We start from the raw sequence: 13,514 nt of genomic DNA, 5'->3' as shown, positions 1-13,514 counted from the left end.
GCACAAATCAAACAATGGATTTATACATTTATCCAAAATGATGTAAAGATAATTGACCTTATGGTTGCAGTCCCATATGATTTGAAGAATTATTTGGATCATTCGGTCGTATCCAACACCCCGCAGATTCTAGGTAGAGAAGGGAGATGGAAGGATGGTTATGCCGGCATACGGGTCTGGAGCGCAGCCAACGGTTTGGCAGCCAATTAGTCTGGACGAACTTCAATCTTTAAAGAGTGAGCTGTCAGGAAAGTATTGTTTTGCAGCAGGGGCGACATTATTGCGTACTCAGTGGGAAGGCGGACTTATTCCTGTACCTGAGCACATGATAAGCCTAGCTCGAATTCCAGGTGTGAGCGGCGTATATGTGGATGGAGATAACCTGGTCATTGGAGCACTGACGCGATTGAATCAATGTGCTACAGACATTCATCTGCAACAACTGCCCCTAGTACAGTCTGCAATGAATTCCATAGCAGCTCCCTCTATTCGCAACTTGGCGACGATTGGCGGAAACATTGTATCCGGAGTGGGGGACGCCATCCCTGCACTCCTCGTATACGATGCACAGTTATATTGGATGACGGACCATGGTATGGAGATGCACAGTCTTTCATCCTGGTTGAATGGTGGCCGTGACGGTAGTCGCAACCCGAATGATGTGTTAATCGCCATTCATATTCCAATGAAAGATATACCTTCCCCTGATAGCATTAGTGAACCGATGTGTGGAGCGCGTGAGATTTCATTTTACCGCAAGCTGGGTCGACGGGAGACCTTTACAGCATCACTGGTGACGATTGCATTTCACGGAGAAGTGGGCACAGATGGCCGCTGGAATAAGATCGCGATCGCTGCAGGTGGAGGTTCAGGTACGGCCATGCGGCTTCCCGAATCAGAAAAGCTGCTTCTTGGCAGCGAGGTTTCTATCATGCAGGCTCAAGCTCTGGCTGCCGCAGTCGTGCCGGAATTCGTAACTTATCGTGATGCATTCGCTACAGAACAGTACCGTAAGCAGACAGCAGGTAATATGCTCGGTGCCGGACTCTGGGAAGCTCTTCGCTCATAGGAGAAAAAACAATTTGAAGAAGCGAAGCGTGAACCTAACCGCTTTCTGAAGAAAAAGGGGAGAGAGATCATGCTCTTGAATCGGGAGAGTAGTGGAAAACGCTGGCATCTGCGGCCAGATGGGGTTGGCAAAGTGACAGGACAGCTTCAATATCTGACAGACATGACGCTGCCTGGTATGTTACACGGAAGGGTCCTTCGAAGCGCCTACCCCTATGCCCGCATATTGTCTATTGATATTACGGGAGCTGCGGCTATGGAGGGTGTATTTGCCGTACTTACCTCCAAAGATGTACCCGGCTTGAACCGTTTCGGCATTGCCACTCCGGATCAGCCTGTATTTTGCGAGAATGTCGTTCGTTATGTCGGAGATGCCATTGCCGCAGTTGCTGCGGATTCCCCGGAACGTGCAGCACTCGCTTTGGAGGCAATCCGGGTAGAGTATGAGGAATGGACTCCGCTGGACAGCCCCGAGGCTGCACTGGCATCTGGTGCTCCAGAGCTCCATGAACATGGCCCCGGCAACGTACTGCACCGTACCGAAATCAAGCGAGGTCATGTGGATGAGGGGTTTGCTGCATGCGAACATATCGTGAGTGAAACGTATTATACCCCTCGCCAGATGCATGCGTATATGGAGACTGAAGGCGGGTTGTTTGTGCCTGATGAAAGTGGGAGACTTCATGTCTATGCAGCTACACAGCATGGTTACAAGGATAGAATGCAGCTTGCCCGAATCATCGGTTGTCCCGAAGAGAATATTCGGGTTGTCTCGTCTCCGATTGGCGGTTCCTTTGGTGGAAAAGATGAGCTGAATGTGCAGCCGTATGGTGCACTTCTTGCTTTACGAAGCGGACGTCCCGTGAAAATGCACAACTCCCGCAAAGAATCTGTACGTGCAGGCCTGAAACGGCATCCGATGAAAATTGAAATGCAGACAGGTATCAGCCGTGAAGGCATGATTCAGGCTCACCGTGTCCGGATTACCGCAGACACGGGGGCATACGCCACGCTGGGAGCACCTGTCCTGAATTTCTGCACAGAGCATTGTCTTGGACCATATTCCATTCCCCATGTGGATGTGGAAGGTGTATCGGTGTATACAAATAATGGGGTGTCGGGAGAGTTTCGCGGATTTGGTGGTAATCAAGCGATCTTTGCAATGGAGGGGCAGATGGATCGACTCGCCGAGATTATGGATATGGACCCCTGGGAGTTTCGGAGACGCAACATGAGGGAAAAGACCGATCCTGGACCGTTGAATCAACGGATTCTGGTCACGGGTGGACTGTCGCAAGTTTGGGAGGCAGTGGACCGTTCTGAGTTATGGCAGAAACATAAACATCCCCCGGCAGATCTTGCTCTGCCTCCCTGGATCAAACGTGGTGTGGGTGCAGCCATCGCGATGCACGGGGCAGGTCTGGGTTATGGCATTCCCGATCCGGCCGGGGGCCGGCTGTCCCTGAATGCCGATGGTAAAATTGAAGTGGCTTTTAGTTACGAAGAATTCGGTCAGGGACTGATTGCCACTCTTGAAATGATGCTTTACGATCTGTTCCAGTGCTCCACATCCGATCTGAGCATCATCATTGGGGATACGGATCGAGTTCCGCACAGTGGTTCAAGTACCGCTTCGCGTTCAACAACGATGGCCTGGATGGCTCTTCAGCGATTAAAGGGTCCTTTTCGTTCAAAAATTTTGTCGGTAGCCTCTACCTTGTCAGGAATTCCGGTTGACGAACTGATTACTGGAATAGGGGGAGTATGGCGCAAGGGACAGCTTCCTCCAGAACGTACAGCGAATGATACGACGCTTGATACCAGAGTTGTTATTTCTTACGTAGATTTGGCGAAGCATGGAGAAGCGGAAGAATGGACTTTTGATACTCATTTCGAATATCCGACCACGCCGGACAATGTTGTGGGCGGGCATTATCTATACACGTATGCAGCAGTAGCCGCAGAGGTGGAGGTAAACACGCTCACCGGGGAAGCCAAATTGCTGGATACAAGGCATGTAGTGGCGGCTGGACCTGTCATCAATCCAATGGGATTCATCGGACAGATCGAAGGCGGAAGTGTAATGGCTCTTGGTTTTACATTGACCGAAGACGCCGTTATGCAGGACAGCCGCTATATGACAACCAATCTGGACACCTACCTGATTCCGACGATTCGAGATATTCACAAGAACCTGGACGTTGAGGCCATTGAAGATCTACCCGAGGGTGATCAGTTTGGACCGCGGGGGATTGGCGAGATCGGTTCGGTGGCGCTTGCTCCAGCCATAACTGCTGCAATTCATCAGGCTACAGGGGTGTGGGTTAATCGTTTGCCTGTTCCGAGAGATCAATTGATCCAACCATTGGACGTACCGCTTCGGGAAGGAGTGATTCCATCATGACTGAGCCGTTGGACAATTTCTGGACAGCCGTTGTGAATGGGGAAGAGAAGCCATTGCAGATCGCCCAAACAACCCGCCTTGTGGATATACTGCGCTCGCATTTGAATCTGACCGGAACAAAGGTTTCCTGCGAAGTAGGCCGCTGCGGTGCATGTATGGTGCTAATGGATGGAGAGCCGGTCAATTCGTGTCTCGTTATGGCTTATCAATGTATTGGCAGCGAGATCATAACAATAGAAGGGTTACATGGTGAAAAGGAAGGCGAGCTGCATCCGATTCAACAGGCTTTTGTCGAGGAAGGTGGCTTCCAATGCGGGTATTGTACTCCCGGAATGGTGATTTCCACCAAGGCGCTCCTGGACCGCTATCCGCAGCCTAGTCAGGAACAGATTGAAACGGGTTTATGCGGCAATCTGTGCCGCTGCACCGGATATGGAGGAATACTTCGTGCGGTAAGAACTGCACGAGAAACCTGTTTATCAACATCCTTTTTAACAACGGAAGAGAAGAAAGTGAATGACCTGTAATTGAAAAACGGAATTAAAGAAGACCGGGCGAAGGAGGGCATATCTCCTCCTTCGCTCGGTCTTTATTGTTAACGATTAATATTTGATAATGTACCATCCGCCCCAAGTGGAATAATTAAGGCCATTTCCATAATTACGATCAGCTGATTTATGTCCAGAATACGTGGATGTGTTTAAGATGATTCCAAAAAAATGTAATATAAGGTAATTATGTTTTGGTACAATGTTGAAGAAAGCAAGATATTTATTACAAATAATTCCAATATCTTTTTTTGTTTTAAGGAGGAACAATAATGAAAAAACTTATTCCTAGAAAACTCAGTTTAGTATTGTTGCTTTTGGTTGCGTTTTGTTCAGGATGTCAGGCAAATAATGATCATGAGGAGTCGGGTTCATCCATTCCCTTAAAAGAACTGAATACTCTGGCTGAGAAAGGAGACAGCCTGACATGGAATGATTTTGCAGCGTACCCTTATGAAGATGAAGGATCGGGATTATATATTCGAAAATACAACATAGAAGGCTGTCATCAATTGATGATTAGCGGTAAAAGTCTGGACAATAAGCCAGACCATATTTATGTGGTGAATAAAGGTGGGGAAAAAATCGACCTTTTAAAAGAAAATATCAAAAAATTGAACTTAAAATAACGTAATTATTATTATGTAAATTCATTATTTTCGATGACCTCCATAAGCTGTAACTTATTGCTTGCTAACTATCTCTAAGTGGCGGATAGAACAATGTGATGGCAGTGGGGGACTAAGATTGTATCTGAATTTCTGTATCATAAAAATTTTTATAGACCAACTTACGCTCTGCGGGTTGGTCTTTGTTGTTCAATGAAACATCTTACGAAAATAGGTCAACTCGGGCACAGTGAGGACTTGTCAGTCCGTATGCTTTTCATTTGTCCATATGTTACTTATAATAAATGTCCAATGAAGAGGGTGTAATTGATATTACACACAAGGAGGTGTGTTCTTGAACAAATCAGATCGTATGCTGGCCATCGTTCTTGAGCTGCAGCGTGGGAAGGTGCAACGAGCGGAAGATTTAGCCCTCTTGTTTGAAACTAGTGTTCGTACCATATACAGGGACATTCAGGCGTTATGTGAGGCAGGTGTTCCTATAGTGGGAGAACCCGGAGTAGGATATTCTCTTATGGAAGGATACTTTTTGCCTCCGGTCAGCTTGACCGCTGAAGAAGCGGTAACTCTTCTGATCGGACTTGATTTTGTTGAGCAGCGCTTCGATAGCTATTACAAGAGCACATCCCTCACATCCCGCTCCAAAATTGAGGCCATCCTGCCCGGCCCTCTTCGAGAAGAGGTTGGACAAATACGACAGGGTATCCGTCTACTTCGTTCAGCGGACAGTGATGCACGCGAGCGTGAAATCGAACATATGGGTGTCATCCGAACCGCAATGCAGCATAAGCTCAAAATCCGCTTTCATTATCATAAGCCTGGAACGGTTAATGAGAGCGTGCAAAAGACGGCTCGTATGTCTTCCCCTTACGGGATGCTTTGGATGCAAGGCTCATGGATGCTGATTGCCCGATGCGATTTGCGACAAGAGATTCGTCATTTTCGTATATCCCGCATGAGCGATCTGGAGATCAGCACTGATCCGTTCGAACTTCCTTCGGGTTTTGATATTCATAGCTACTCACCACCTGACAATCGTGATGTTCATGTCCGTGTATGGTTTCATGGTCGAATTGCAGACAGGGTGATTGAAGCGAACAATTTCTACATGGAGAAAGCAGATCTGCAATCCGATGGATTATATGCAGATTTTCGTGTAAGGCATCCAGAAGACGTTCTGCATTGGATACTTGGCTGGGGAGCGTCAGCTATGGTTTTGGAGCCCGAATCGTTGAGGATACGTATTCGCGAGGAAGCAAGCAATCTTCTTAAACACTACTGACATAACGCTGTCAGTAGTGTTTGTGTATGATCGGTTTATAACCGATTGAAGGAGCTGTTTATTTGTATGAATACGCCAAGAACAACGAACAAAGGTGAGATTCGACGTCATTTTGAGATGACGCTGGAACGTTATTTACAAGAACTGGATAAGATGAGTGATGCTCAGTTAAGATACAAACCCAGTGATATGGAGTGGTCGGTCGGCCAGATGTACCAGCATTTAATTCAGTCTGCGATGAAAATGCATTTAGCCAATGTTCGAACTTGTATAAGTGCAGACGAGGACGCTGATAAGAAGAAAAACCAGGGCAAAACAGAAGCAGGCGAAGCTGTTTTTGCACAAGCGAGTTTTCCGCCGATCCGTATTCACGTCCCGGCTTCTCCGGAGTATACTCCGCTTCAACCGGATGGAAGAGAATCAATAATTCAAGGGTTGGTTGAAGTAAGGGATGAAATGCGGAAAATGGACCTGCTGCTGGAAGGAAAAACATCGGAATGTACGCTGCCACATCCAAGATTCGGCGGTTTGAATGCAGACGATTGGTTTATATTGGTCGAGATGCATTATCGTCATCATTTTTTGCAGCTTGAACGTCTGAAGACAGCATGGGAAGAGCGGGAGCAGAGGGATGAATGAACTGGAAAAACATAATTTGATGATCACCAGTAAAGAAATAAAGCAGATTTATACGAGTGAACTGGCTTCTCAGTTAGAGGTCGAGGCGAAATCTGAACAAGGAAACCGCTACTGGATCGGCGTTGTGTCAGCCTCTCATGTGGAGAAAGGCGTAGAAGGTGGCTTTGCTCAGCTCTGTCACGGCAAGGCAGCACCTCTGCGTAGAATGAATGCAGGCGACTGGCTGATCTATTATTCGCCTCGAACAAGCTTGCATGGGGGCAAAGTGCTTCAAGCATTTACCGCCATAGGACGTGTAGCAGACAATCAGGTGTACACCTACCGCATGTCGGATTCCTTTGTGCCATATCGGAGGAATGTCCAGTATTATCCTTGTCAGCAGGTGAAGATCGCTGATCTGCTGGACCAACTGATCCTTACTCGAGGACAGGCACGTTGGGGATATCATTTTAGATATGGGCATTTGCAGATTCAAAGAGAGGATTTCCTGAAAATTGCAGTTGCCATGTTGGGGACTGAGATAGAAAGCTCCTAACCTGCAAAGTTTGGGCAAAAATTCAGATCATATGTGTGTAATGAATAAAAATGTAGAAAAAATGGACCTTTTGAGGGAAAACATTAAAAATCGAAGGATTTATTGTACGTAATAATTATTATGTAAACTTATTATTTTCGATGACCTCCATAAGCTGTATCTATATTGATAGTCATGTCCAAAGGGCGTATAGAGCTGGATTTGGGTGGTTTTTCAGGTCGAATCTTTGAAGAACATACCTTGCACATAACCTCATCAATATTGTTCCTTTGGCAGTGCATCAAGGCTGTAAATGAGCCTACGAAAATCGTTTTCGATGAATGTGAGAACGTTTAGTATTTTTCTCAGTAGATTCAGTTTTCATATAATAAACACCTTGTTATCTGCATTAATTTGTTCGGATTTGCCTTTTTACACTCTCAACGCGATGAATATGGAGTTTCAAAAAATATAAAATGAATCGACCGCTTCAAACCAGTGTTATTCGGTGGATTAGAAGTGTAAAATAGCTTGTTCAAAGTTGTAAAACTGTGTGTATTTATTGAGGAGAGAACGAATGGGTCGTTTTCCCAAAAGCGAGCTGTTACGCCTGTTTTAGATCAATTTCATATGGATTTGCGATGGATTTAGTACCGCTTTCAATGTATGCTTTTGGAAACTGGAAAGGAAGTGGGAAAAATGGAACGCGAACTGGCGTTGGAAATTGTCCGAGTAACAGAATTGGCTGCGTTAGCTTCAGCTCCCTGGATGGGGAGGGGCGACAAGAATAGTGCAGATGAGGCAGCTACTTTGGCTATGCGCGCCATGTTCGATTCCGTGTCCATTCGCGGCACGGTGGTAATCGGTGAAGGAGAAATGGATGAAGCACCCATGTTGTATATCGGCGAGGAAGTCGGCAACGCTGAGGGACCCGAGGTTGATGTGGCTGTAGATCCTTTGGAAGGTACAGAGATTGTAGCCAAGGGCCTCAACAACGCTTTATCGGTTATTGCAGTGGCGGGAAAAGGCAACCTGCTCCACGCACCGGATATGTACATGGAGAAGCTGGCAGTTGGGCCGGCTCTAGTCGGCAAGGTCAGTATTGAAGACCCGGTTGAGGTGACATTGGAGAAAGCCGCAGAAGCATTGAACAAAAACATCTCAGATCTAACTGTCATGATTCTTGACCGTGTCCGGCATGAGAGCACGATCAAAACTTTACGAAAGGTTGGAGTGCGAATCAAGTTCCTTAGTGATGGTGACGTTGCTGGTGCGATGGCACCTGCGTTCCCGGAGGCGGGAATTGATCTGTATGTCGGATCAGGTGGAGCGCCGGAAGGCGTGCTTGCTGCAGCCGCACTGTCTTGCCTGGGTGGAGAGATTCAAGGTCGCCTGATGCCTGCCAACGCAGATGAATTCCAGCGCTGCTTGCAGATGGGGATCGACAATCCCTACAAAGTATTAACGATGCAGGATATGATCGGCACGGAGGATGTTATTTTTGCGGCAACGGGTGTGACCCCGGGTGAGATTTTAGGCGGTGTGCGTTACCTCGCAGATGACCGGGCTGAGACCGATTCCATCGTTATGCGTGCCAAAACTAAAACCATTCGTTTCATCCGTTCTCAGCATTTCCTTCCGAATAAAGAAGTGTTGCACAAAGTGCGGCAGCTTCAATCGACACCTGAACCTTCGGATCGCATTCAGAGTCAGGTCACCATTTTGGAACAGGCGGAGTTCAGTCAATCATCCGTTGGTAACGGTGTGACGACCTAAATTAAAATTGTTCTCGGCTGTGAATATGGGACAAGTTACAGGAGAATAACATAAGAAAAGGATGGGGAATTTGTTTACACAAATCCTCATCTTTTTTTATGTTAAAAGCATTGACAACGGTTACAACACATGAGAAGATGTACGCGCGTACATAAATATCATATTTTATAGATTGCATCGGTTTTGCATGTGTTCAGGAAACATGAAGGAGGTGAGATCCATGGCATCCCGTAAAGAAGTGGCTGATCTTGCCGGTGTTTCGGAAGCTACAGTATCCCGAGTTCTTAATGGCGTTGGTCCTATTAAAGAAGAGACCCGTCGCAAGGTGCTCGAAGCTTCCGAGCAGTTGGGTTACGTGCCCAGTGCACTGGCCCGCAGCTTTGCGAGAAGTAAAAGCGGTAACCTTGGCGTGGTGTTGCCCTACGTTCCGAAGGCGCACTTGTTCTCGGCATATTTCTTCTCGGAAATGCTGAGCGGCATTGGGAGCAAAGCCAGGGACAGCGGCATGGACCTGCTGGTCATGTTCAGGACACCGGGTGAAGTGATGAATTATACGGATCTGTTCCGCCGTCAGAAAGTGGATGCCTGCATCATTCTCGGCGCGCGAGATGATCACGGGGAATTGGCAGCCATGCAGCAGCTTCAGCAGGAGGGGCATCCGTTCTGCGTCATGAATCAGCACTTTGCAGGCGAATCATTCATGGAAGTGGATGCTGATCATGTGGAGGGCAGCAGGCTGGCAATACGCCACTTAACCGATCAGGGGTACCGGAATATTGCCTTTCTCAATGGTCCGGATAGTTATTCCAACAGTCAGGAGCGGCTTCAGGGCGTTCAGATCGGACTGAATGAGGCCGGAATGAATATGGATTCCAGCCTGCTGCTGGAGGGGAATTACGGCAGACGAAGCGGGGTGGAGGCTGCTGCCACCATTGCAGCCAGGCTTAGCGAGATTGATGCTGTATTTGCTGCGAATGACCGGATGGCGATCGGTGTTATGCATGGTTTGCGCGAGCGCGGAATCAAGGTTCAGGATTTCCCCGCATTCGTGGGTTACGATGACTCCGATGCTGCGGAGATGGCGGTTCCACCGCTGAGCAGCGTCAGGGTTCCCTTTTATGAAATGGGAGAACTGGCTGCATCCAAGCTGATTCATGGATCATTGGGGGCAAGAGCTTCAACTGCCAGTCCTGAAGTCACCCCAGTAACTGCAAGGCAGTTGTTGCCTACGGAGCTGATTATCCGTGCATCTTCAATCCGCAATTAATACATTACAAGCTTTATCCCAAAGGAGGAAATGACCATGTCAAATCGTCTTCGTGTCGGAATGGTTGGATACAAATTTATGGGGAAAGCCCACAGCAATGCTTATCGTAGCCTGCCGATGTTTTTCCCGTCTGCCCCGTTGCAGCCCGAGATGTCGGTAATCTGTGGACGCAACGAGCAGGGAGTTCAGGAGGCTGCCAGCCAGTTTGGCTGGTCTGAAAGTGTAACGGATTGGCGTGAGCTGGTACGACGTGATGATATCGATCTGATCGATATTAATGCTCCAAGTGATGCTCATAAGGAAATCGCTCTGGAAGCCGCTCGTCAGGGTAAACATCTGTTCTGCGAAAAGCCGCTGGCTCTATCGCTCGCTGATTCGCGTGAAATGCTCCAGGCTGCAGAAGAAGCAGGAGTTGCGCACATGGTTGGATTCAATTACCGCTTCTCTCCGGCTGTGCAGCTGGCTAAAGAATTGGTGCAAAGCGGACGTCTGGGCAAAATCTATCATTTCCGCGCATTTTTCCTTCAGGACTGGATTATGGACCCTTCGTTCCCGCTGGTATGGCGTCTGCAAAAGGAAGTAGCAGGTTCCGGCTCGCATGGCGATCTCGGCGCACACCTGATTGATCTGGCACGCTTCCTGGTCGGCGAATTCAAGGAAGTGATCGGGATGAGCGAAACGTTCATTAAGGAGCGGCCGCTTGCTTCGGAAATGACCGGACTTAGCGCCAAAGGCAGCTCGAACGCAGATGCTCCAAAGGGTGAGGTGACGGTCGATGATGCCACTTTGTTCCTCGCGCGGTTTGCAGATGGTGCGCTGGGCAGCTTCGAGGCTACACGCTTTGCAGCAGGTCACCGCAGTACTAACTCGTTTGAGATTAACGGCAGTCTGGGCAGTGTCCGGTTTGATTTTGAACGGATGAATGAACTGGAAGTGTATTTTACAAAGGACGAGGAAGATGTGCAGGGCTTCCGCCGTGTTCTGGCAACCGATCCGGCACACAAATATTCAGAGGCCTGGTGGCCTGCAGGTCATACGATTGGGTTCGAGCATACGTTTACGCATGAAATGCTGGAGCTGGTGACTGCAATCTCCGAAGGACGTCAGCCTGAGCCAAGTTTTCACGATGGCGTTGCCTGTCAAGCGGTATTGGAAGCGGTTGAACGTTCCGTTACAGAGCGCCGCTGGGTATCGTTAGAAGAAATGTAAGTGGTCCGACCACTGGAACTGTGAAGTGCACGTCATGTTGGCACTCATTTGAAATAAGAACTAGATATAAGCCTGGATGTTTTGGCCTCTGAGAGGTCTTGATTTTGTGCAAGGTCCGATAGAATAACAATAACTTAACTTCCGGAAAGCGAGTGATCGGTGATGAGCAAAGCACTAATCGTATGGGGCGGCTGGGATGGACATGAACCGGAGCAGGTAGCAGCGATATTTGAACGCATTTTGAAGGAAGAACAATTCGAGGTCGAGGTTTCAGATACACTGAATGCTTATGCGGACGCAGACAAACTGTTGGGTCTGGATCTGATCGTTCCCCTGTGGACGATGGGGCAGATTGAACAGGAACTGGTCAATAACGTATCTGCGGCTGTTCAGAGCGGCGTGGGCCTTGCGGGTCTTCATGGCGGGATGTGTGATGCGTTCCGTAACAACGTCGACTGGCAGTTCATGACGGGGGACAGTGGGTTGCGCATCCGGGGAACGACGGCGTGGAGTACACGGTAAACATGAAGCGTGGTTCCAGTCCGCTCTTGGATCATATTGAAGATTTCCAGGTGAAAAGTGAACAGTATTATTTGCATGTGGACCCTGCTGTGGAAGTACTGGCAACGACTCGTTTTCCAGTCGTTAACGGCCCTCATGCAGCGAATGGCCCGGTGGATATGCCTGTTGTTTGGACCAAACGCTGGGGCGCTGGTCGTGTATTCTACAACTCGCTCGGACACCATGCAGACATCGTAGAAATGAAGCAAGTTACTGAAATGATGCGCAGTGGTTTCAAATGGACTGCAGCAGGCAAAGCGCTCGCCCAAAGCCGCACGGATGCAGTCGCTGAGGTATACACAGGAATGGCAGATAATCAAAATAACTGATTTAATTCTAAAAGGTATCCGTTGAGATAAATATTTTTGCCCACATAACAGCGATCTGAGAATCGTTCTGGAAGCGCCATATCAAGTGGAAAACGAGGGGAGCCCTGGCATGAAAACAATGAAAGTAGGCATTATAGGCTGTGGTAAAATCAGCGGTATTTATATGGAGAACTGTCATCGATTTGAGGTGCTCGATCTTGTTGCGGTTGCAGATCTTGACCGGAACAGGGCTGAGGAGCAGGCAGCTGCCTATAATGTTCCTAACGTGTACACGGTTGATGAAATTTTGGCAGACCCCGAGATCGATCTGATCATTAATTTGACGATTCCTGCCGTTCATGCGGATGTATGCTTGCGAGCGCTCGAAGCAGGCAAACATGTCTACGTGGAAAAACCACTCGCTGTTACACGTGAAGAGGGTCAGGCAGTTCTGGAAACGGCCAAGCGCAAAGGTCTGCTCGTAGGCTGTGCGCCGGAGACGTTCTTCGGTTCGGGCATTCAGACTGCTCTCAAAGTGGTGGAGGATGGTGTCATCGGCAAACCTGTGGCAGCCACTGCATTCATGATGAGCCGTGGGCATGAGCACTGGCATCCCGATCCGGAGTTCTATTATGCAGCCGGTGGCGGGCCGATGTTTGATATGGGGCCTTATTATCTGACTGCGCTCGTACAGTTGCTTGGGCCAATCAAGTCGATAGCTGGCATGACAGGCAAAGCGATGGAACAGCGGACGATTACGAGTGAGAAGAAGAGAGGTCAAACCGTACCTGTCGAAATCCCAACACATGTAGCTGGATTATTGCAATTTGAACAGGGAGCGATCGGTACGCTGATCACGAGTTTTGACGTATTTGGCGGCAGTGTACTGCCACCAATTGAAGTATATGGCACCCATGGAACCCTCCAGGTTCCTGATCCAAACACATTCGGCGGTCCGGTTCGTTACCGTTTGCTGGGTGATGAGGAGTGGACTGAAGTTCCACTTCTGCCGGGATATCAGGAAAATACACGCGGTATCGGTGTCGCTGATATGGCTTATGCAGTGAACAGCGGTCGCGATCACCGGGCGAGTGGAGAATTAGCCTATCATGTGCTCGAAGCCATGTGGGCGTTCCATGACTCTTCGGATGAACAGACTTTCTATAAAATGGATAGCACGTGTCAGCGCCCGGCTGCACTGCCTGCAAATCTACCATTGTACACGCTCGATCAATAATCGATCAAGATAAAGCTATAGCCCTGACTCCCAATACGTGGGAAGCAGGGCTATTTTTCATTTTATGTTCAA

General features: G+C 48.4%; 11 protein-coding genes and 1 pseudogene. All 12 read left to right on the top strand.

What is annotated here, in order from left to right:
• Positions 1-154 precede the first annotated feature (154 nt).
• The 12 genes and pseudogenes from ACTWJ7_RS19215 to ACTWJ7_RS19160 all read left to right on the top strand — a co-directional run bounded on the left by ACTWJ7_RS19215 (position 155) and on the right by ACTWJ7_RS19160 (position 13,442).
• Positions 155-1,069, top strand: a complete 915-nt coding sequence (locus ACTWJ7_RS19215; RefSeq protein WP_301878541.1) for an FAD binding domain-containing protein — start codon at positions 155-157, stop codon at positions 1,067-1,069.
• Positions 1,070-1,138: 69 nt separating this feature from the next.
• Positions 1,139-3,472 carry a xanthine dehydrogenase subunit D gene (gene pucD, locus ACTWJ7_RS19210; RefSeq protein WP_301878540.1) on the top strand — a complete coding sequence of 778 codons (2,334 nt, stop codon included), beginning with the start codon at positions 1,139-1,141 and terminating at the stop codon, positions 3,470-3,472.
• Complete coding sequence (locus tag ACTWJ7_RS19205; protein WP_301878539.1) at positions 3,469-3,999, top strand: (2Fe-2S)-binding protein; 531 nt, start codon at positions 3,469-3,471, stop codon at positions 3,997-3,999. The genes pucD and ACTWJ7_RS19205 overlap by 4 nt, the downstream gene beginning before the upstream one ends.
• Before the next feature lie 293 nt (positions 4,000-4,292).
• Positions 4,293-4,649, top strand: a complete 357-nt coding sequence (locus tag ACTWJ7_RS19200) for a hypothetical protein (RefSeq protein ID WP_301878538.1) — start codon at positions 4,293-4,295, stop codon at positions 4,647-4,649.
• A 334-nt stretch (positions 4,650-4,983) separates the two neighbouring features.
• On the top strand, positions 4,984-5,931 hold the full coding sequence (locus tag ACTWJ7_RS19195) for a helix-turn-helix transcriptional regulator (RefSeq protein WP_301878537.1): 948 nt from the start codon (positions 4,984-4,986) through the stop codon (positions 5,929-5,931).
• 66 nt (positions 5,932-5,997) lie between these two features.
• The gene (locus ACTWJ7_RS19190) at positions 5,998-6,570 is read left to right on the top strand and encodes a DinB family protein (protein WP_301878536.1); all 573 of its coding nucleotides are present in this window, start codon (positions 5,998-6,000) and stop codon (positions 6,568-6,570) included.
• Positions 6,563-7,105 carry an EVE domain-containing protein gene (locus ACTWJ7_RS19185; RefSeq protein WP_443145772.1) on the top strand — a complete coding sequence of 181 codons (543 nt, stop codon included), beginning with the start codon at positions 6,563-6,565 and terminating at the stop codon, positions 7,103-7,105. The genes ACTWJ7_RS19190 and ACTWJ7_RS19185 overlap by 8 nt, the downstream gene beginning before the upstream one ends.
• 678 nt (positions 7,106-7,783) lie before the next feature.
• Positions 7,784-8,860, top strand: coding sequence for a class II fructose-bisphosphatase (gene glpX, locus ACTWJ7_RS19180; protein ID WP_024631999.1), 1,077 nt, complete (start codon positions 7,784-7,786; stop codon positions 8,858-8,860).
• Between the two features lie 220 nt (positions 8,861-9,080).
• On the top strand, positions 9,081-10,127 hold the full coding sequence (locus ACTWJ7_RS19175) for a LacI family DNA-binding transcriptional regulator (RefSeq protein ID WP_301878535.1): 1,047 nt from the start codon (positions 9,081-9,083) through the stop codon (positions 10,125-10,127).
• 36 nt (positions 10,128-10,163) lie between these two features.
• Positions 10,164-11,336, top strand: coding sequence for a Gfo/Idh/MocA family protein (locus tag ACTWJ7_RS19170; protein ID WP_079344613.1), 1,173 nt, complete (start codon positions 10,164-10,166; stop codon positions 11,334-11,336).
• A 162-nt stretch (positions 11,337-11,498) separates the two neighbouring features.
• Positions 11,499-12,226: pseudogene (locus ACTWJ7_RS19165) on the top strand (ThuA domain-containing protein).
• Between the two features lie 109 nt (positions 12,227-12,335).
• Positions 12,336-13,442 carry a Gfo/Idh/MocA family protein gene (locus ACTWJ7_RS19160; protein WP_301878533.1) on the top strand — a complete coding sequence of 369 codons (1,107 nt, stop codon included), beginning with the start codon at positions 12,336-12,338 and terminating at the stop codon, positions 13,440-13,442.
• Positions 13,443-13,514 lie beyond the last annotated feature (72 nt).

The sequence above is a fragment of the Paenibacillus sp. 1A_MP2 genome (assembly GCF_052244825.1).
Lineage (GTDB): Bacteria > Bacillota > Bacilli > Paenibacillales > Paenibacillaceae > Paenibacillus > Paenibacillus vandeheii.
This window is presented reverse-complemented; position numbering and strand designations above follow the sequence as displayed.